Source organism: Streptomyces sp. NPDC048275 (assembly GCF_040652275.1).
Taxonomy (GTDB): domain Bacteria; phylum Actinomycetota; class Actinomycetes; order Streptomycetales; family Streptomycetaceae; genus Streptomyces.
Map to the genome: position 1 here is coordinate 1 of NZ_JBEZLR010000143.1, position 19,719 is coordinate 19,719.

Consider the following 19,719-nt stretch of genomic DNA (forward strand, 5'->3'; position numbering starts at 1 on the left):
CTCGGTCAGCTGGCCGCCCTCTTCGTACCCCACGTAGCCGGGGGGCGAGCCGAAGAGACCGGCTGGAACCGGATGTTCAACTCGGACAGTGCGACCGCACTGTCCCGGACCCCCTCCCCTCATGCCACCGCGCTCAGCGAGCGTCGGACACGGCGTCGGCCGGCTCTCCGTCAGTCAGCGGCACACCGGCTCCCGTATCGGTGCCCGCGGCCTTCGCCGCCTTGGCCCCGCCGCGCAGCTTCTCCTTCACCAGGGCGATCGCCAGCACCACCGCGGCGACGAGCAGCGACAGCAGTACGGTCTCGCGCCCGTCGTGCTCCGTGTCGGTGAGCATGTAGCCGAGCACGAAGACGATCAGTGCGGCCGCCGCCCAGGTCAGGTACGGGTACAGCCACATCTTCACGACGAGCTTCTCCGGCGACTCGCGCTGGATGATCTTCCGCATCCGCAGCTGGGAGAAGCAGATGACCAGCCAGACGAACAGGGCCACCGCGCCGGAGGAGTTGACCAGGAAGAGGAAGACCGAGTCCGGGAACTTGTAGTTGAAGAAGACGGCCACGAAGCCGAAGACGACCGAGACGACGATGGCGGCCAGCGGCACACCGCGCGAGGTCGTCTTCGCGAAGGCCTTGGGCGCGTCCCCGCGCCGACCGAGCGAGAAGGCCATGCGGGAGGCCGTGTAGAGCCCGGAGTTGAGACAGGACAGCACGGACGTCAGCACGATGAAGTTCATGATCTGACCGGCGTTGGCGATACCGAGGGAGTCGAGGGCGGCGACGTACGAGCCCTTGTCCTTGATGGACGGGTCGTTCCACGGAAGCAGGGCCACGATGACGAAGATCGAGCCGAGGTAGAAGACGCCGATCCGCCAGATGATGCTGTTCGTGGACTTGGTGACGGCCCGCTGCGGGTCCTCGGACTCGCCGGCCGCGAGGGTCGCGATCTCACTGCCCATGAAGGAGAAGACGACCAGGAGCACGCCGGTGAGAATCGCGCCGGGCCCGTTGGGCAGGAAGCCGCCGTGGTCGGTGAGGTTCCCGAGGCCGGCCTGCTGGGCGTCGACGCCCGGCAGCACTCCGAAGATGGCCAGCCCGCCGACCACGATGAACGCGCCGATCGCCACGACCTTGATCCCGGCGAACCAGAACTCGAATTCACCGTACGAGCCGACGGAGACAAGGTTGGTCGCAGTGAGCACGATCATCACGATGAGCGCCCACCCCCACTGCGGAACGGCGGGAATCCACCCTTCGAGGATCTTGGCCCCGGCGGTCGCCTCGACGGCGAGTACGACCACCCAGAAGAACCAGTACAGCCAGCCGATCGAGAATCCGGCCCAGCGCCCGAGCGCGCGGTCGGCGTGGGCGGAGAACGAGCCGGAGGTCGGATTGGCGGCGGACATCTCGCCGAGCATCCGCATCACCAGCACCACGAGCGTGCCGACGAGGGCGTACGACAGAAGGATGCCGGGTCCGGCGGTGGCGATACCGGAGCTGGAGCCCACGAAGAGCCCGGCTCCGATGACACCACCGATGGCGATCATGGAGAGGTGACGGTTCTTGAGTCCGGCGTGGAGGCCACCGGGTTCTTCGGGGCCTCCGGGGCCGCTTGCGGCCTTTGTGGGGGTCGGCTGCGAGGTCATGAAGGGGGAATCCTTTGCGCCGGGTGCGCACGAGTGAGGTGGGGACTCGTGCGAGCGGTGTGACAAGCCGGTCCAGTGAATCCGAGGTAAAGAGATTCGTGAACCTCTGAATCCAGATCGTTACTTGAGCTTTCCATTAGGTTTGTAGCGTTGCTCACAGTTTTCGTCGGCGGCACCCCGTGAGACCGGCCCGAAACAGGCGTGTCACACTCGGAGCATGCGCGTGTATCTCGGCTCCGATCATGCCGGTCTCGAACTCAAGAACCACCTCGTCGAGTGGCTCAAGGCCGCCGGCCACGAGCCCGTCGACTGCGGGCCCCTCATCTACGACGCCCAGGACGACTATCCGCCGTTCTGCCTGCGCGCCGCGGAGCGTACGGCGGCCGACCCCGACGCCCTCGGCATCGTGATCGGCGGCTCGGGCAACGGTGAGCAGATCGCCGCGAACAAGGTGGACGGGGTGCGTGCCGCGCTCGCCTGGAGCGAGGAGACGGCGGCGCTGGGCCGCCAGCACAACAACGCCAACGTCGTGGCTGTCGGCGCGCGCATGCACACCCAGGAAGAGGCGACCAAGTTCGTCGAGACCTTCCTCGGTACGCCGTTCTCCGGTGACGAGCGTCACATCCGCCGCATCGACATGCTCTCGGCGTACGAGACGACGGGCACCCTGCCGCCCATCCCGGCCCACCACCCGCAGTCGTAGCCCTTAAGGGGCGCGGGGAACTGCGCGCCCAGCCCCCCACTCTCCCGCAGCAAAAGAACCACCAGCCGGGGGTCCGGGGGGCGGAGCCCCCGGGGATGGGACGGGTAGGGGCGGCGGGGGCGATCACACCCCCGAGCCGCCGCCGGCCACCCCGTACAAACAGGAGGACCCCGTGCCCGAGGGGCACACGATTCACCGCCTGGCCGAGGACTACGCGGCCAGGTTCGGCGGCACACCCACCCGCGTGACCAGCCCGCAGGGCAAGTTCGCCGACGCCGCCACCCTCCTCGACGGCGCCGCTCTCGACCACACGGAAGCCCACGGCAAACACCTCTTCCTGGCCTTCCGCGGCGCTACGGACTGGATCCACATCCACCTCGGCCTCTTCGGCAAGGTGAACTTCGGCGACGCCCCCGCCCCGCCACCCACCGAAACGGTCCGCCTCCGTCTCGCGAACCCCACCTCGTACGTCGATCTGCGCGGCCCCACCACCTGCGCCCTGATCACGGACGACGAGAAACAGGCGATACACGACCGTCTGGGTCCGGATCCGCTGCGCCCCGACGCCGACCCGTCGGCCGCGTACCACCGCGTCTCCCGCAGCCGTACGACGATCGCCGCCCTCCTCATGGACCAGAAGATCATCGCGGGTGTGGGCAATGTCTACCGCGCGGAGGTCCTCTTCCGGCACGGCATCGACCCGTACCGCGTGGGCAAGGAGATCACTCCCAAGGAGTGGGACGCGATCTGGGCGGACCTCGTCGCGCTGATGCGCGAAGGCGTCCGCAACAACCGCATCGACACCGTCCGCCTGGAACACACGCCCGAGGCCATGGGCCGCCCACCGCGCGTGGACGACCACGGCGGCGAGGTCTACGTGTACCGCAGGGCGAACCAGCCCTGTCACATCTGTGGCGGCGAGATCCGCACCGCCGGTCTCGCCGCCCGCAATCTCTTCTGGTGCCCGACCTGCCAAAAAACCTGACCGTGCGCTCAGAACCCGTGCGGCAGCCAGGGCGCGACCGTCGACGAGAACCCCACCGAGGCCTCCGTCAGCGCCCCCTGCCGCAGCTCGCGCACCCGCCCCGCCGCCGCGAGCGAGGTCAGTGACGCCCCGCCGAGATATGCCGTGCCCAACTCCCGTACGGACAGCGAGAGATCGGCCGTGTCACCCGTACGCGCGCAGATCGCGCCCTTGGCGTCGCCGGTGAGCCGCCAACGCCCCTCGTTCCAGGGGCAGAACGCGTCCTCGACCTCGAACACCACGTCCACCGGCGCCTGATACGTCCGCGCCTCCAGCGCGGCGCCGACATCGACGAGCCGTACGTGCAGTGAGTCCCGCGTCCGCACACCGCAGCGGCGGATGTCGGACACCATGTGCTGCCAGGCCTCGTCCACGGGGCGGTTGCGGGCACGGAGCGTGGAGGCGAGGTCGATGTCGAAGAGGAACCGCCACAGCGCCGCGTGCGCGGCCGGGCCGAGTGCCTCCAGTTCTTCCAGGACGACCGTGTTCCTGGCGCCGCCGTGATCGTGGCCCCGCTTGATCCGGTACCGGGCGTAGCCGACGACCGCGTCGTCCCGCTCGGCGACCACGCACTGCAACGGCGAGGCGCCGTCCCGCCCGTCTTCCGGGTCCAGCAGCATCGCCCGATCCCAGCCGGGCTGCCGCGCCAGCATGCCGGGCCGCCCCGGAACCAGCCGTGCGTACACCGCCTCGCACGCGTCGAGCACGTCGGCCGGCGCGGCGTACCGCAGCCGTACGTCATCGGTGCCGGGCGGGACGGACAGCCGGACCCGGGTCGTGTCGATCTCGACGTTGTGCTGGTGTGTCGCGATGCCGTAGCCGAACCGGCCGTAGATCACCGGCTCCGAGGCGGTCAGGACGGCGAGCGGTTCGCCCCACGAGCGGATGTCGTCCAACTGTCGCCGCATCATGGACGTCAGCAGCCCGCGCCGCCGGTGTGTGGCCGCGACGCTCACCATCGTGATGCCCGCCGCCGGTACGCAGGCGCCGCCGGGGACGGTGACCCGGAAGGAGAAGGCACTCGCGGTGCCCACGCACTCGTTGCCGTCCCAGACACCCAGGGAACGGTCGTACTCTGTGAGCGCGCTCGACAGCTCGCGCTCCTCGGACGACTCACTCATCCCGCCGAAGGCGCGGAGCAGGTTGTCGTACCACGTATCCCAGTCGTCCTGCCGCAGCACCCGCAAGTCAGTCGTCATAAGCCATGCCTACCAGGGCAATGCGGTACGAGCGAGGGGATTTCCACCCGGCCGGAAGGGGGGCCCGCCGTGCAGTTCGCTGTGATGTTGAGCGCTCGGACGGGGGACAAGTGGGACCTCCCGTGCCAAGCACCTGGTCCGATGGATAGGGTCCCGAACTAATGGCAGCAGGACGAGAGCGGCGCGCGGAAGCCGATACGTTCACGGCCCGGTTGAAGAAGCAGTGGCACCGGGCCCGCACCGGCCTGCGCAGATCCGCCGTGGACTACTTCCGCGGAGACGGTTCCGACTGGATCGCGCTGGCCGGTCTGCTCCTCACCATCCCCGTGATCGCGGCGACGACGCTGGCCAACTCGGTCTGGTGCTCACCGGCGGCATTGGTCCTCCCGATCGTGGCCGGAGGCCTCCTCCTGCGCCCCGCCAGCCTGCTCGGTCTGTACGCGGCCGCCGCCACCGCGCTGATAGTGGAGTCCGTGAAACTCGGCCCGTACACGGAGGGCCCGTCCCGGGTGACGCCGGGCGTGGTGCTGGTGGTCGCCGCCTGCGGCTTCTTCGGCCTGCTGATCGCACAGTTCCGCAGCCGCGTCGGCGTGCCCTGGCGGCGCGGCGGCACCATGCTCTTCGACCTGCGCGAACGGATCCGGGTACAGAGCAAGCTGCCGAAGCTGCCGCTGGGCTGGCATCGCGAGATGGCGCTGCGGCCGGCGGGCGGGCAGTCGTTCTCCGGGGACTTCGTGGTGGCCGCCCGTACCAACGGCGGCCGGACCCTCGAAGTCGTCCTCACCGACGTCTCCGGCAAGGGCATGGACGCGGGGTCGCGGGCGCTGCTGCTGTCCGGTGCGTTCGGCGGCCTCCTGGGATCGCTCGCGCCCCATGCCTTCCTCCCCGCCGCGAACGGCTACCTTCTCCGCCAGGACTGGGACGAGGGGTTCGCCACCTCGATCCACCTGGTCCTCGACCTCGACTCCGGCGACTACGAGCTCTTCTCCGCCGGGCACCCGCCGGGGCTCCAGCTCAGCGCGGGCAGCGGCCGCTGGGAGGAGAAGGTCGCGGAAGGTCCGCTCCTCGGGGTGTACGACGGCGCGCAGTTCGACTCCGTGAAGGGTTCGCTGCGTCCTGGTGATGTCCTGATGCTGTTCACCGACGGTCTGGTGGAAACCTCCGACCGCGACATCGTGGAGGGGATCGACCGGCTCACCGGTGAGGCCGATCGTTATGTCGCCGGTGGCTTCCAGGGGGCCGCCTGGCACCTCATCGAGGCGGTGGCCAAGGACGTGAACGACGACCGTGCGCTACTCCTGATCTGCCGAGAGGCCCCAGCGCCAACCCGCTGACGACCGACTTTCCTCGCCCCGCCGCCCCTACCCTCCCCCATCATCCCGTTCCTGGGGGCTCCGCCCCCAGACCCCCGTTCGGCCTGAACGGCCTCGTCCTCAAACGCCGGACGGGCTGAAGGGCTGCGGCCCGGCGCTGAGAGTCCCCACCCCCGGCGGGGGCCTTTCATCCCCGGCCGGGGACATCCAGCCCGTCCAGCGTTTGAGGACAAGCCCTTCGGGCGATGGCGGGGGTTTCAGGGGGCAGAGCCTCACGGCGGGTTCCAGGGGGGCGGAGCCTCACGGCGGGGCCAGAGGGCGCAGCCCACGGCGGGGGTCCAGAGGGCGGAGCCTCACGGTGGGGGTTTCAGGGGGCGGAGCCTCACGGCGGGGCCAGGGCGCGCAGCCCACGGCGGCGGTCCAGGGGGCGGAGCCTCACGGTGGGGGTTTTCAGGGGGCGGAGCCTCACGGCGGGGGACCAGAGGGCGCAGCCCACGGCAGGGGTCCAGGGGGCGCAGCCCAAGGTGGGGGCCGGGGAGCGCAGCGGTGGGGGTTTGGGGGCGGAGCCCCCAGGGATGATGGGGGAGGGTAGGGGCGGCGGGGGCGAACGAACGAAACCCTCCCCCCTGTTCGAGAGACACTGGGGGAGTGACGCAAACTCTCCTGACCCTGGCCGAAGTCGAGGCCCTCGCCCGCGAGGCGCACGCCGCCCAGACCGACAAGGCGGGTCGGCCGTACGCCGAGCACCTGCAGGCCGTCGCGGACGGCGTCCGCGAGCGAGGTGGCGACGACGAACAGATAGCCGCGGCCTGGCTGCACGACGCCGTCGAGGACGACGCACTCTCCGAGGACTGGCTGCACGAGGCCGCACTGACCCGCCGTACGAAGGACATCGTGCTGGCGCTCACCAAACGCGACGGAGAGCCCCCGGAGTCGTACGCGAAACGCATTCGCACGACTCCGGGGGCCCTCGTGGTCAAGGCGTCGGACCTGGCGCACAACGCCGACCCTGCCCGGCTCGCGGCCCTCGACGAACACACCCGCGCACGGCTGACGAAGAAGTACGCCGCCATGCGGACGCTGCTCGACCTCCCACCGGGATGAGGCCGCGAGACGGCGAGACCCGCGAGACCGCCTACGCTCTGCCGGAACCGGAACCGGAACCGGAACCGGAACCGGAACCGGAACCGGAACCGGCCCGTTCCCGGGCCAGTTCCGCCGCGTCCCGCTTGAACGCCCACTCCATCCTGGGCTCCATCGCGAAGTGGAAGATCCGCCGGATCGGCGCCGTGCACAGCAGCGTGACGACCGCACCCGCGACAAGCGTCACGAAGATCTCGCCGAGCGGCCGGTGCAGCCACGCGTGGTCGAACCAGCCCCAGTAGGTGCCGCCCTTGACCAGGAATCCGTGCAGCAGATAGCCGTACAGCGTGCCCGCGCCGAGAGCGGTGAACCACATCTTGCGGCGCGGCACCCAGGAGTAGAAGCACGCCGTGAGCAGCAGCGAGCAGCTGAAGAGCACGCACACCATCACCGGGCCGACCCACCACTGGTGGCCCAGTTCCTGCGCGCTGTCACGGTGGTAGAACCAGGCCGTGTTCATCCGCGGCACCGCCCACCAGCCCACGGCCAGCGCGGCGGCGAAGACGGGCACCGACAGGACGCGCACCTCGCGGCGGCGCACCAGCTGGAAGTGCTCGGGCTTCATGACCAGCCCCAGGACGAAGAACGGCAGGAACTGCAGTACGCGTTGCAGGTCCAGGTCGTCACCGATGTCCGGCGAGACGGACGCGAGCATGGCGATGACCAGCGCGAGCGGCAGCGGCCAACGCACCAGTTTCCACAGGGGCGTTGTCAATCGCCAGATGAGGAGCGCGCACAGGAACCAGGTGAGATACCAGGGATCGAGCAGGCTGATCGGCAGGGTCGGATCGTCGTCGGCCCAGCGCTTGAAGAGGACGTACGCCACTTCGAAGACGATGTAGGGCACGGCGACACCGGTCACCAGCCGCTTGAGCCGGTCGGGACGCATGTCGAAACTGCGCGAGAAGTAGCCGGAGATGATGATGAAGGCCGGCATATGGAAGGCGTAGACGATCGTGTACGCGGCTTCGAGGATGCGGCTCTGGCTCTTCAGGGGCTCCCAGGCGTGGCCCATGGCCACGAGCACGATCGCCAGGTACTTGGCGTTGTCGAAGAAGGCGTCGCGCTGCCTGCCGGGTTCGGCACCCGGAGCGGAGCCGGTGACGGCCGCCTTCGAAGCGGTCTGGGTAGCGGTCTTCGAGGCCTGATTCCGGGGTGAGCGCGGACTGAGCACTCCCTCCGCCGACTGCTGTGCCGGGGGGAGCGGCGCTCGATTTCGGCCGGGCGGTCGCAGCGAGTTGGTCACAGACCCTCCCACCAGGAACTGGGGGAGACGATCCGGGACCTCGCTGCGCTTACGGGGGACGAGGCGGCGTGGAACATCTGAGGCACCCTAGCGCTGTCTGTGCGTCTTCGTAAAACTCTCGATGTCATTCCTGCTTATCGCCTGCGAGTACCCGGGATTTGAAGATGTCTGCCTGTCGGATCGCCAGTGGATCCGCATATGGATTTGCTCACCGGTGAGGTCGTTGCGAGACTGCCATGAGGTCGTTCTGTCCTCATTCGTCATGACTAAATGGTGCATAAGGCTCGCGGGCGACTCTGGTGAAATGTCCGCTTCATTGGTCTTTAATGACCCGTCGTCGACCGGGCCTTCGGCATCCTCGATGTGTCTGTGGCAGCAATTCGAATTACCTGCGAACAGGATGTGTGGACACGGCAACGGTCCCTCTGGTTTCCCGTGCGGGTGCACTCTCGAATTGCAGTGCGGAGCCCCGCAGTTCATCGGTCGCGAGGGGTGCGGGGGCACGGGAGCCGGATGCCCGTGGCCGACGATGCGTCACCTGCGGCATACGGAAGCCGGGTTGGTGGCACGATGGTTCTGGCGGGGGTGTGTTGGGGTGGCACCCCCGGGCCGGGAGAGCGGACCGACCGTAGGGTGTGATCAGTTGTGGCCATCTCACTATCAGTGGTACTGCTGTTGGCGATCATCCTCGTGGTGTTGATCCGAGGGGGATCGATCAAGGCGGGGCCCGCCGTCGTCGCGGTGCTCTTCGGCTTCTTCCTCGCGTCGACCGGTATGGCTCCGTCCATCCAACGGTTCCTCGACTCGATAGCGGAGACGATCAACTCGATCAGTTTCTGAGCGGGACGGGTGTGAGCCCGACCGGAAACCGGCCGACGTGAAATGCCCGAGCGCGTATCCCGTTGGCCGCTTACGCTGCCCCGGTGAAGAACGACCGACGTCTTCGCCGCCTTGTCGTGGGCGACGCGACCTGGCACTGGATGGTCCGGCAGCGGTTGAAGCCCGCCTACGAGGACTGCAGCCTCACGCGCTCCCTCTGCCCCGAGGGCGCGCGACGCCGGCTGGCTCTGGTTTTCCGGCCGGGCTCGGATCGGGTCATCTCGAACTGCTACTTCGACTCCGGAGCCGTGATGCGTCTCCCGGACCGCAGCTACCTCAATCTCTACGAGCCCGGCACGGTCCGCCGCTTCCTGGACGCCGCCACGCCCAGCCTGGACCGCCTCGCATCCGAGTGGGTGGTCGAAGTGGACGGATGGCAGTACTTCGACGCGATCGCGGAGCCGGTCACTGCCACCGCCGTCGTTCCCCGTGGTTTCCCCGTCGCTCGCCCCTCGATCGGGCACGCGGGGGAGGGTGAGATCAGCGCGCCAGGCTTTGTCCAGTAAGTGACAATTGTGACATCGGCCGGTCCGCGGATGGCCCAGAACGGATGGCCCCGAGTCGGCGCTCGGGTTCCCGCCGCTGGTGGCTTGTCAGGGGTCATGGCCGAGCCGGGCATCCGTCACGGGAGGTCGACGTGAGCACCCTGCACGCACATCAGGACAACGCAACGGACGTCGTCAAAGATCCGACCATCAATATGAGCCTCGAGGCCATCGTCATCCCGGTGGCTGACGTCGACCGTGCCCTGCGCTTCTACCGGAACCTGGGGTGGCGGCTCGACGCGGACTACGAAGCCGGCCCGGAGTTCCGGATCGTGCAGGTGACGCCACCGGGGTCCGTGGGCTCGGTCATCTTCGGCCACGGGGTCACCTCCGTCGCACCGGGCTCCGCCCAGGGCCTCTACCTCGTGGTCTTCGACATCGACCGGGCCCGCGCCGACCTGGTCGGCAGGGGCGTCGATGTGAGCGAAGTCTTCCACCAGGTCTACGACAACGGCGTCCAGGAAGCGGTGGAGGGCCCCGATCCGGAGCGTCGCAGCTACGCCTCATACGCCTCGTTCAGTGACCCGGACGGCAATGGGTGGTTGCTGCAAGAGGTCCAGGTGCGACTGCCCGGACGGTGAGCCGACGGCCCCGGAGCGCCACTGGTGCGCCGCATACATGCTCGCCCGCAAGAACGGCCACGGAGGGGTGGCCGAGGTCCCCGGAAACGATCAGGGCCAGGTCGGAGGAATCATCCTCTGACCTGGCCCTGAGCCGTACAGAGCGGGCGACGGGAATCGAACCCGCGTAGCTAGTTTGGAAGACTAGTGCTCTACCATTGAGCTACGCCCGCACAGGTTGCACCGCACGACGCTCATCCGCTGGTCAGCGAGCGCGGCACAGGAGGCATCGTAGCGGGTCGCCACCCTTCACCGCACACCCCGTCCGCCGCGCCGGGGGCGCTCGTGAAATGCGGCAGCCGCACTGTCTGCGGGCATGTACCCTACGTGTCGCACCGACGGGGTGTGGCGCAGCTTGGTAGCGCGTCCGCTTTGGGAGCGGAAGGCCGTGGGTTCAAATCCCGCCACCCCGACCATCAGCGAGAACTGGCAGGTCACGGCCAAGATCTCAAGATCGCCTTTTGGGGCGCGTACTGCCTGCGGCTACTATGCAGGTTGCGCGCCCGTGTGTCTGCACTGTTACGTCTCTCAAGGGCCGCGAATCCGCTGAGGCTCTGCTCGACTCGGCAGAAGAACGCAGCAGAACCCCCGCAGCAGAACCCCCAAGAAGTCAGCCACAAGGAGACCGAACCGTGAAGAGCGCCGTGGAGACCCTGAACCCGACCCGGGTTCGGCTCACTGTCGAGGTGCCCTTCGAGGAGCTCAAGGACAGCCTCGACGCGGCGTACAAGAAGATCAACCAGCAGGTCACGGTGAAGGGCTTCCGGAAGGGCAAGATCCCGGCGCGCGTCATCGACCAGCGGTTCGGTCGCGGTGCCGTGCTCGAAGAGGCCGTCAACGACGCGCTCCCGAAGTTCTACACCGAAGCGGTCAACGAGGCTGAGCTGAACGTCCTCGGCCAGCCCGAGGTCGACATCACCGAGTTGAAGGACGGCGAGACGCTGAACTTCACCGCCGAGGTCGACGTCCGCCCGACCATCGAGATCCCGGACTACTCCGGCATCGAGGTCGAGGTCGACGCGGTCGAGGTCAGCGACGAGGACGTCGACAAGGCCGTCGAGGAGCTCCGTGAGCGCTTCGCGTCCACCTCGCCGGTCGAGCGTGCCGCCCAGGACGGCGACGTCGTCACGCTCGACCTCGAGGCCAAGGTCGACGGAGAGGTACTCGAGGACGGCGTCGCCTCCGACGTCTCCTACACCATCGGCTCCGGTGAGCTGCTGGACGGCATCGACGAGGCCGTGAAGGGCCTGGAGGCCGGTGGCGAGGCCACCTTCACCTCCGAGCTCAAGGGCGGTTCCGCGGCCGGCAAGGAGGCCGAGGTCGCCGTCAAGGTCAGCCAGGTCGCCGCCCGCGAACTCCCCGAGCTGGACGACGACTTCGCGCAGCTCGCCTCCGAGTTCGACACCCTGGAGGAGCTCAAGGCGGACAGCCGCGGGCGCCTCGAGAACATGAAGCAGTACGACCAGGCCACGCAGGCCCAGGAGCGCGTCCTGGAGAAGCTGCTCGAGCTGGTCGAGGTGCCCGTCCCCGAGAAGCTGCTCGAGGACGAGATCAACACCCGTAAGCACAACCTCGAGCACCACCAGCTCGGCCAGATGGGCCTCGACCTCGCGAAGTACCTGGAGATCCAGGGCAAGACCGAGGAAGAGTTCGACGCCGAGACCAAGGAAGCCGCGGTCAAGGGCATCAAGACGCAGTTCGTCCTTGACGAGCTCGTCAACAAGGAAAAGCTGAACGTCAGCCAGGAGGAGCTCACCGAGCACCTCATGCGGCGTGCGGCCTCCTCCGGCATGTCCCCCGACCAGTTCGCCCAGGCCGTCGTCGAGGGCGGCCAGGTTCCGATGCTCGTCGGCGAGGTAGCCCGCGGCAAGGCCCTCGCGGTCGTCGTCGAGGCCGCCACGGTCAAGGACACGAACGGCGAGATCGTCGACCTGGAGGACGAGGACGAGACGGAGACGGCGACCGAGGTCGCCGCCGAGGTCACCGACGGTGACGAGGGCTCCGCCGAGGAGAAGACCGAGGCGTAAGCCTGCGGCGCTCCAGCAGCTGTAAGACGGCCCCCGAGGACACCTGTGTCCCCGGGGGCCGTCGGCCGTCAGGGGTGCGGGAGCTGCGCGCTCAGCCCACGACAGGCCGCACTCGCCGAGACACAGTCCGTGGCAGACGCGAGCGCGGCCGTGTGGGGGCGGATCCCGCCCACACGGCGGAGCCGCATATGGCACAGCCCCGCGCCCCTGACGGGGCGGAGCCCCGCCAAACCCGCTGCCCAACCCGGCGGAGCGCATGCGCTCACAGCGAACAGTTCCCTCTCCGGGATTCCCCGAAGGGGCCCGCGCGTTAGGGTCCATGAATACGAGGGCAGGGGAGTCCCCGAAACCGCCCGGAGCGGTGAGCACCGGGGTCCCACGCCCCAGCAGAAGACGTGAGACGGCCCGGCGCCGTCGTAAGACGAGCAGGTGGATACGTGACGAATCTGATGCCCTCCGCCGCCGGCGACCCCATCGGTGGTGGTCTCGGTGACCAGGTCTACAACCGGCTGCTCGGCGAGCGAATCATCTTCCTCGGCCAGGCGGTCGACGACGACATCGCCAACAAGATCACCGCGCAGCTGCTGCTCCTTGCCTCCGACCCGGACAAGGACATCTACCTCTACATCAACAGCCCCGGCGGATCGATCACCGCCGGCATGGCGATCTACGACACCATGCAGTACATCAAGAACGACGTGGTGACGATCGCCATGGGCATGGCCGCCTCGATGGGGCAGTTCCTGCTCAGCGCGGGCACCCCCGGCAAGCGCTTCGCCCTGCCGAACGCCGAGATCCTGATCCACCAGCCCTCGGCCGGCCTCGCCGGTTCCGCGTCGGACATCAAGATCCACGCCGAGCGGCTGCTGCACACCAAGAAGCGGATGGCGGAGCTGACCGCCTTCCACACCGGCCAGACCGTGGAGCAGGTCACCCGCGACTCGGACCGCGACCGCTGGTTCGACCCGATCGAGGCCAAGGAGTACGGCCTCATCGACGACATCATGCCCACCGCTGCCGGTATGCCGGGCGGCGGTGGCACCGGGGCGGCGTAAGCCCCTCCAGCGCCCCCAGGGTGGCGCAGGGCCTCGCATCGCCTTCCACGGGCTCCATGGGCCCTCCGAGGGCGGCGCAAAGCCTCTCCAGCGTCCCCAGCCACCGCCTCGGCCCTTTTCAGGCTCTTCAGGAGACACAGTGAACGACTTCCCCGGCAGCGGCCTCTACGCCCGCACGCAGGCCGAGTACACCGGTCCTCGCGCGGAGTCCCGCTACGTCATCCCGCGCTTCGTCGAGCGCACCTCGCAGGGCGTGCGTGAGTACGACCCGTACGCGAAGCTCTTCGAGGAGCGCGTGATCTTCCTCGGCGTGCAGATCGACGACGCCTCCGCCAACGACGTCATGGCGCAGCTGCTGTGCCTGGAGTCGATGGACCCCGACCGTGACATCTCCGTCTACATCAACAGCCCCGGTGGCTCGTTCACGGCCCTCACGGCCATCTACGACACGATGCAGTTCGTGAAGCCGGACATCCAGACGGTCTGCATGGGCCAGGCCGCCTCGGCCGCCGCGATCCTGCTGGCGGCCGGTACGCCGGGCAAGCGCATGGCGCTTCCGAACGCCCGCGTGCTGATCCACCAGCCCTACAGCGAGACCGGCCGCGGCCAGGTCTCGGACCTCGAAATCGCGGCGAACGAAATCCTCCGGATGCGTGCGCAGCTGGAAGAGATGCTGGCCAAGCACTCGACCACGCCGATCGAGAAGATCCGCGAGGACATCGAGCGCGACAAGATCCTCACCGCTGAGGACGCGCTGGCGTACGGCCTGATCGACCAGATCATCTCCACCCGGAAGATGAACAACTCCGCTGTGGTCTGACGTATCGCTGTATCGTCTACCGCTCGTCTGCCGTTCCTTGGCGCGGTTCACGACAAAGTGAACCGCGCCAAGGGGGGCCCGAACGGGGGGCTCGGCAAGGTACCGTCGGACATAAGGCAGCACCAGGAGCCGCTGGACCTAGGCGTCTCCCAGGCGAAGGGGAAGCACACCGTGGCACGCATCGGTGACGGCGGCGATCTGCTCAAGTGCTCGTTCTGCGGCAAGAGCCAGAAGCAGGTCAAGAAGCTCATCGCAGGGCCCGGTGTGTACATCTGCGACGAGTGCATCGATCTCTGCAACGAGATCATCGAGGAAGAGCTCGCGGAGACCAGCGAGGTGCGCTGGGAGGAACTCCCCAAGCCTCGCGAGATCTACGAGTTCCTCGAGGGGTACGTCGTCGGCCAGGAGTCGGCCAAGAAGGCCCTCTCGGTCGCGGTGTACAACCACTACAAGCGGGTCCAGGCCGGTGAGAACGGCGGCGGTCAAAACCGCGAGGACGCCATCGAGTTGGCGAAGTCCAACATCCTCCTGCTGGGCCCCACGGGCTCCGGCAAGACGCTCCTCGCCCAGACCCTCGCCCGCATGCTGAACGTTCCGTTCGCCATCGCCGACGCGACGGCGCTGACGGAAGCGGGATACGTCGGCGAGGACGTCGAGAACATCCTCCTCAAGCTCATCCAGGCCGCGGACTACGACGTCAAGAAGGCCGAGACCGGGATCATCTACATCGACGAGATCGACAAGGTGGCTCGCAAGAGCGAGAACCCGTCGATCACGCGTGATGTGTCCGGCGAGGGCGTCCAGCAGGCCCTGCTGAAGATCCTCGAAGGCACCACGGCCTCGGTCCCGCCGCAGGGCGGGCGCAAGCACCCGCACCAGGAGTTCATCCAGATCGACACGACGAACGTCCTGTTCATCGTGGGCGGCGCCTTCGCGGGCCTGGAGAAGCTCATCGAGTCGCGAGCGGGCGCCAAGGGCATCGGATTCGGTGCCACGATCCGCTCGAAGCGGGAACTCGAGTCCAAGGACCAGTTCGAGGCCGTCATGCCCGAGGACCTGGTGAAGTTCGGCATGATCCCCGAGTTCATCGGCCGACTGCCCGTCATCACCTCGGTCCACAACCTCGACCGCCCGGCGCTCCTCCAGATCCTGGTGGAGCCGCGCAACGCCCTCGTGAAGCAGTACCAGCGCCTGTTCGAACTCGACGGCGTGGAGCTGGACTTCGAGCGCGAGGCCCTCGAGGCCATCGCCGACCAGGCCATCCTCCGCCAGACCGGCGCGCGCGGCCTGCGCGCCATCATGGAAGAGGTCCTCCAGGCGGTGATGTACGAAGTCCCGTCCCGCAAGGACGTGGCCCGCGTCGTCATCACCGCCGACGTGGTCCTGTCGAACGTCAACCCGACGCTGATCCCGCGCGATGCGCGAGGCCGCGGTCCGGGCGAGCAGAAGACGGCGTAGCCGCCGGTCCGCGCACGACGTACGCCGAAGGGGCCCCGGTCGACCGGGGCCCCTTCGGCGTCGACGTGTCCGGTCAGGCCTTGGCGCGGACGTCCTTGCGGAGCTTGGCGGCGAGCTCGGCGGTGTCGTCCACCGAACCGCCCTTGCCGGTGGCGAAGGTGGCGATGTCGATCGCCACGACCTGGGCCACGGTGCTGTGGTCACCCCAGACGCAGATCGGCATGCTCACGGTCTGGGGGGTCGTGCTGCTCGTGCTGGTCGGGTCGGTGTTCGTGATCTCGGCGACCTGGCACTTCATGATGCCGTTCTCGAAGCCGGCGGGCGTGACCTCCTTCGGGCTCCCGATGAGCTTGCCCGTGGTGTCCTCGGAGCCGTCTTCCTTCGCGGCCTCCGACTTCAGCTTGGCGAACAAGGCGTCCACGACGGCCTCGGGGTCGTCGATCGTGCCGTACACGCCATTGAAGGTGAGGTTCTTCGCGGTGAGACCGGAACCGCTCTCATAGCTGCCGCTGACCTCCTTCGGGTCCTTGACGCCCCACTTCTCGACGTCCTTGATGTCGTCGTCCGACAGGGCGTCGGCGTCCGCGCCGGCGGCCTTCTTGTACGTCCCGTCGAGCACCGTCGCCGGGGTGGTCAGCTTGTGCGCGCCGTCGTCCGCGATCGAACCGCCACCGCCACCGCTACCGATGACGAAGTACGCCCCCACGGCGATCGCCGCCACGACCGCCACCGCGCCGATGACGAGGGCGGTCTTCTTCTTGCCGCCGCCCGGCGCGGGCGGCTGCGGGACGCCGTAGGGCTGCTGGCCGTACGGGGGCTGGCCGTACGCCGGCTGCTGGCCGTACGGCGGCGTCTGGGGCGGGGCGCCCTGGGGGGCCTGTTGGGGGTAGCCGTAGCCGGGCTGCGGGGGAGCCTGCTGCGGGTAGCCGTAACCGGGCTGGCCGGGCTGGCCGGGCTGGCCGGGCTGGCCGGGCTGGCCGCCGGGCTGACCCGGCGGAGGGGCCTGCGGCGGCTGGCCGTAGGGGCCCGGCTGACCGCCCGGCTGACCGCCCGGCTGACCGCCCGGCTGACCGCCCGGCTGACCGTAGGGTCCGGGCTGCTGGGGCGGCCCGCCGTACGGGCCCGGCTGGTTGTAGCTCATTTCTGGGTTCCCCTCCAGATGCTTATGTGTTCCTGACATCCTGGCGTAACCCCTGGGGTGCCACGGCGGCAGGGGACGGACCGTTACGAAAGAACTGTGTTTCGGGACAGGGCGGTGACGCCCCTAAACTGACCCCGTGACCGAGAACGCTCAGCAGCAGCCATCAGCGCCCATCACCGAACTGCCGACCCAGTACGCGCCGGCCGATGTAGAGGGGACGCTGTACGAGCGCTGGGTAGAGCGCGGTTACTTCGAGGCGGACGCGAAGAGCGACAAGCCGCCCTACACCGTCGTCATCCCGCCGCCCAACGTCACCGGCAGCCTGCACCTCGGGCACGCCTTCGAGCACACCCTCATCGACGCCCTGACCCGCCGTAAGCGCATGCAGGGGTACGAGACGCTGTGGCAGCCCGGCATGGACCACGCCGGTATCGCCACGCAGAACGTCGTCGAACGGGAGCTGGGCAAGGAGGGCAAGTCCCGGCACGATCTGGGGCGCGAGGCGTTCGTCGAGCGCGTTTGGCAGTGGAAGGGCGAGTCCGGCGGGCAGATCTCCGGGCAGATGCGCCGCCTCGGCGACGGCGTCGCCTGGTCCCGTGAGCGCTTCACCATGGACGAGGGGCTCTCCCAGTCCGTCCAGACCATCTTCAAGAAGCTCTACGACGACGAGCTGATCTACCGCGCCGAGCGCATCATCAACTGGTGCCCGCGCTGTCTCACCGCCATCTCGGACATCGAGGTCGAGTACCAGGACGACGACGGCGAGCTCGTCTCGATGAAGTACGGGGAGGGGGACGACTCCATCGTCGTCGCCACCACCCGCGCCGAGACCATGCTCGGTGACACCGCCGTCGCGGTGCACCCCGACGACGAGCGGTACAAGCACCTCGTCGGCAAGACCATCCGCCTCCCGCTCACCAACCGTTTCATCCCCGTCGTCGCCGACACGCACGTCGACCCCGAGTTCGGCACGGGTGCCGTCAAGGTCACCCCGGCGCACGACCCGAACGACTTCGAGATCGGCCAGCGGCACAACCTGCCCAACATCGCCGTGATGGACGAGCACGCTGTCATCACGGTCCCCGGCCCCTTCCAGGGCCTGGACCGCCTGGAGGCCCGTTCCGCCATCGTCGCCGCGCTGCGCGCCGAGGGCCGGATCGTCGCCGAGAAGCGGCCTTACGTCCACTCGGTCGGCCACTGCTCGCGCTGCAAGACCACCATCGAGCCGCGGCTGTCCATGCAGTGGTGGGTCAAGGTCGGCCCGCTCGCCAAGGCCGCCGGTGACGCGGTGCGCGACGGGCGCGTCAAGATTCACCCGCAGGAGATGGAGAAGCGGTACTTCGACTGGGTCGACAACCTCCACGACTGGTGCATCTCACGGCAGTTGTGGTGGGGCCACCGGATTCCCGTCTGGTACGGGCCGAACGGTGAGATCGTGTGCGTCGGACCGGACGACGAGGCCCCGACCGGCGAGGGCTGGCGGCAGGACACCGACGTTCTCGACACCTGGTTCTCCTCCGGCCTGTGGCCGTTCTCCACGCTCGGCTGGCCCGAACAGACCGACAGCCTCGCGAAGTTCTACCCGAACTCCGTCCTGGTCACCGGCTACGACATCCTCTTCTTCTGGGTCGCCCGGATGATGATGTTCGGCCTGTACGCCATGGACGGCACCCCGCCGTTCCACACCATCGCCCTGCACGGCATGGTCCGCGACCAGTTCGGCAAGAAGATGTCGAAGTCCTTCGGCAACGCGGTCAACCCGCTGGACTGGATGGACAAGTACGGGTCCGATGCCCTGAGGTTCACTCTGGCCCGCGGCGCCAACCCCGGCGTCGACGTCCCGATCGGCGAGGACTGGGTCCAGGGCTCCCGCAACTTCGCCAACAAGATCTGGAACGCCACGCGCTTCGCGCTGATGAACGGCGCGACCGTCGAGGGCCCGCTGCCGGAGCCGTCCGAGATGTCGGCCACCGACCGCTGGATCCTCTCCCGCCTCAACGCCACGGTCGCCGAAGTCGACGCCTTCTACGACGACTACCAGTTCGCCAAGCTGTCGGACGCCCTCTTCCACTTCGCGTGGGACGAGGTCTTCGACTGGTACGTCGAGCTGTCCAAGACCACGTTCATGGGCGGCGGCGACGCCGCGAAGGTCTCCGGTCGGGTCCTCGGCGAGGTTCTCGACGTCACGCTGCGGCTCCTGCACCCCGTCGTCCCGTTCGTGACCGAGACGCTGTGGACCACCCTCACGGGCGGCGAGTCGGTCGTCATCGCGGACTGGCCGACGGACTCGGGCTTCCGCGACGTCGCCGCCGAGCGCGAGATCGAGACGCTCCAGCAGGTCATCACCGAGGTCCGCCGCTTCCGCGCCGACCAGGGCCTGCAGCCCGGGCAGCGGGTTCCCGCCCGGCTGACGCTCGACGGGACCGCCCTGGCCCCGCACGAGGCGGCCATCCGGCAGCTGCTGCGGCTGCAGCCGGAGGGTGACGGCTTCGCGGCCACGGCGACCCTGCCGGTCGGCGGGGCCACGGTCGCGCTGGACCTCTCCGGCACGATCGACGTCGCGGCCGAGCGCAAGCGGCTCGCCAAGGACCTCGCCGCCGCCGAGAAGGAGAAGGCCCAGGCGAACGCCAAGCTCGGCAACGAGGCGTTCCTCGCCAAGGCGCCGGACAACGTCGTGGAGAAGATCCGTACGCGGCTCGCCAAGGCGGACGAGGACATCGCCCGCATCCAGGAACAGCTGAACCGTCTGCCGGAGGCGTAGCCGACGGCGGGGGTTCTCGCCCCCGCCGCCCCTGCCCGTCCCATCCTTCTGGGGCTCCGCCCCAGACCCCGCCAGGGGCGCTGCGCCCCCTGGACCCCCGCCTTCGCCCGAAGGGCTCGTCCTCAAACGCCGGACAGGCTGAC

General features: G+C 68.5%; 16 protein-coding genes and 2 tRNA genes. 13 read left to right on the forward strand and 5 right to left on the reverse strand.

Going from position 1 to position 19,719, the window contains the following annotated elements; all coding sequences use genetic code 11:
* Window positions 1-133: 133 nt before the first annotated feature.
* Window positions 134-1,642: an amino acid permease gene (locus AB0D57_RS44025; protein WP_362087669.1), complete on the reverse strand. Its 1,509-nt coding sequence runs from the start codon at window positions 1,640-1,642 to the stop codon at window positions 134-136.
* A 217-nt stretch (window positions 1,643-1,859) separates the two neighbouring features.
* On the opposite strand from AB0D57_RS44025, the gene AB0D57_RS44030 reads away from it, so the two are divergent.
* Window positions 1,860-2,345, forward strand: coding sequence for a ribose-5-phosphate isomerase (locus AB0D57_RS44030; protein ID WP_362087672.1), 486 nt, complete (start codon window positions 1,860-1,862; stop codon window positions 2,343-2,345).
* A 172-nt stretch (window positions 2,346-2,517) separates the two neighbouring features.
* A complete protein-coding gene (locus AB0D57_RS44035; protein WP_362087675.1) occupies window positions 2,518-3,330 on the forward strand; it encodes a DNA-formamidopyrimidine glycosylase family protein in 813 nt (270 codons plus the stop codon).
* A gap of 8 nt (window positions 3,331-3,338) precedes the next feature.
* On the opposite strand, the gene AB0D57_RS44040 is transcribed toward AB0D57_RS44035, so the two are convergent.
* Entirely contained in the window at window positions 3,339-4,568 is a 1,230-nt protein-coding gene (locus AB0D57_RS44040) for a GNAT family N-acetyltransferase (protein WP_362087679.1), read from the reverse strand.
* A 161-nt stretch (window positions 4,569-4,729) separates the two neighbouring features.
* Here AB0D57_RS44040 and AB0D57_RS44045 point away from each other — a divergent pair, with 161 nt between their 5' ends.
* Together AB0D57_RS44045 and AB0D57_RS44050 are read left to right on the forward strand one after the other, a co-directional pair.
* Window positions 4,730-5,902, forward strand: coding sequence for a PP2C family protein-serine/threonine phosphatase (locus AB0D57_RS44045; protein ID WP_362087682.1), 1,173 nt, complete (start codon window positions 4,730-4,732; stop codon window positions 5,900-5,902).
* 627 nt (window positions 5,903-6,529) lie between these two features.
* Entirely contained in the window at window positions 6,530-6,985 is a 456-nt protein-coding gene (locus AB0D57_RS44050; RefSeq protein ID WP_362087685.1) for an HD domain-containing protein, read from the forward strand.
* 31 nt (window positions 6,986-7,016) lie between these two features.
* Here AB0D57_RS44050 and AB0D57_RS44055 read toward each other — a convergent pair whose 3' ends face one another.
* Window positions 7,017-8,270, reverse strand: a complete 1,254-nt coding sequence (locus tag AB0D57_RS44055) for an acyltransferase family protein (protein ID WP_362087688.1) — start codon at window positions 8,268-8,270, stop codon at window positions 7,017-7,019.
* Between the two features lie 645 nt (window positions 8,271-8,915).
* Here AB0D57_RS44055 and AB0D57_RS44060 point away from each other — a divergent pair.
* From AB0D57_RS44060 to AB0D57_RS44070, 3 genes are all read left to right on the forward strand, one after another.
* Window positions 8,916-9,110 carry a hypothetical protein gene (locus AB0D57_RS44060; protein WP_327428706.1) on the forward strand — a complete coding sequence of 65 codons (195 nt, stop codon included), beginning with the start codon at window positions 8,916-8,918 and terminating at the stop codon, window positions 9,108-9,110.
* Window positions 9,111-9,193: 83 nt separating this feature from the next.
* Entirely contained in the window at window positions 9,194-9,655 is a 462-nt protein-coding gene (locus tag AB0D57_RS44065) for a hypothetical protein (RefSeq protein ID WP_362087693.1), read from the forward strand.
* A gap of 131 nt (window positions 9,656-9,786) precedes the next feature.
* Complete coding sequence (locus tag AB0D57_RS44070; protein ID WP_362087696.1) at window positions 9,787-10,275, forward strand: VOC family protein; 489 nt, start codon at window positions 9,787-9,789, stop codon at window positions 10,273-10,275.
* Between the two features lie 141 nt (window positions 10,276-10,416).
* Here AB0D57_RS44070 and AB0D57_RS44075 read toward each other — a convergent pair.
* Window positions 10,417-10,487: transfer RNA gene (locus AB0D57_RS44075), tRNA-Gly, on the reverse strand.
* Window positions 10,488-10,653: 166 nt separating this feature from the next.
* Between AB0D57_RS44075 and AB0D57_RS44080 the strand changes: the two genes are divergently transcribed.
* The 5 genes from AB0D57_RS44080 (at window position 10,654) to clpX (ending at window position 15,674) form a co-directional block, all read left to right on the forward strand.
* A tRNA-Pro gene (locus tag AB0D57_RS44080) sits at window positions 10,654-10,730 on the forward strand.
* Between the two features lie 216 nt (window positions 10,731-10,946).
* Window positions 10,947-12,341 (forward strand): trigger factor, encoded by a 1,395-nt coding sequence (tig, locus tag AB0D57_RS44085; RefSeq protein WP_362087700.1) that lies wholly within the window; start codon window positions 10,947-10,949, stop codon window positions 12,339-12,341.
* A gap of 449 nt (window positions 12,342-12,790) precedes the next feature.
* A complete protein-coding gene (locus tag AB0D57_RS44090; RefSeq protein WP_362087717.1) occupies window positions 12,791-13,396 on the forward strand; it encodes an ATP-dependent Clp protease proteolytic subunit in 606 nt (201 codons plus the stop codon).
* A 139-nt stretch (window positions 13,397-13,535) separates the two neighbouring features.
* Window positions 13,536-14,216, forward strand: a complete 681-nt coding sequence (locus tag AB0D57_RS44095) for an ATP-dependent Clp protease proteolytic subunit (RefSeq protein ID WP_362087703.1) — start codon at window positions 13,536-13,538, stop codon at window positions 14,214-14,216.
* 171 nt (window positions 14,217-14,387) lie between these two features.
* The gene (gene clpX, locus AB0D57_RS44100) at window positions 14,388-15,674 is read left to right on the forward strand and encodes an ATP-dependent Clp protease ATP-binding subunit ClpX (RefSeq protein WP_362087707.1); all 1,287 of its coding nucleotides are present in this window, start codon (window positions 14,388-14,390) and stop codon (window positions 15,672-15,674) included.
* Between the two features lie 73 nt (window positions 15,675-15,747).
* Here clpX and AB0D57_RS44105 read toward each other — a convergent pair whose 3' ends face one another.
* Window positions 15,748-16,815 carry a hypothetical protein gene (locus AB0D57_RS44105; RefSeq protein WP_362087710.1) on the reverse strand — a complete coding sequence of 356 codons (1,068 nt, stop codon included), beginning with the start codon at window positions 16,813-16,815 and terminating at the stop codon, window positions 15,748-15,750.
* 136 nt (window positions 16,816-16,951) lie between these two features.
* On the opposite strand from AB0D57_RS44105, the gene AB0D57_RS44110 reads away from it, so the two are divergent.
* On the forward strand, window positions 16,952-19,576 hold the full coding sequence (locus tag AB0D57_RS44110) for a valine--tRNA ligase (RefSeq protein WP_362087714.1): 2,625 nt from the start codon (window positions 16,952-16,954) through the stop codon (window positions 19,574-19,576).
* The last annotated feature ends 143 nt before the right edge of the window (window positions 19,577-19,719 follow it).

Excerpts from the sequence above, each read along its gene's own strand:
- AB0D57_RS44030 (WP_362087672.1), top strand. The coding sequence starts at position 1,860 with ATGCGCGTGTATCTCGGCTCCGATCATGCCGGTCTCGAACTCAAGAAC.
- AB0D57_RS44090 (WP_362087717.1), top strand. The coding sequence starts at position 12,791 with ATGCCCTCCGCCGCCGGCGACCCCATCGGTGGTGGTCTCGGTGACCAG.
- AB0D57_RS44040 (WP_362087679.1), bottom strand. The coding sequence starts at position 4,568 with ATGACGACTGACTTGCGGGTGCTGCGGCAGGACGACTGGGATACGTGG.
- AB0D57_RS44105 (WP_362087710.1), bottom strand. The coding sequence starts at position 16,815 with ATGAGCTACAACCAGCCGGGCCCGTACGGCGGGCCGCCCCAGCAGCCC.
- AB0D57_RS44045 (WP_362087682.1), top strand. The coding sequence starts at position 4,730 with ATGGCAGCAGGACGAGAGCGGCGCGCGGAAGCCGATACGTTCACGGCC.
- AB0D57_RS44025 (WP_362087669.1), bottom strand. The coding sequence starts at position 1,642 with ATGACCTCGCAGCCGACCCCCACAAAGGCCGCAAGCGGCCCCGGAGGC.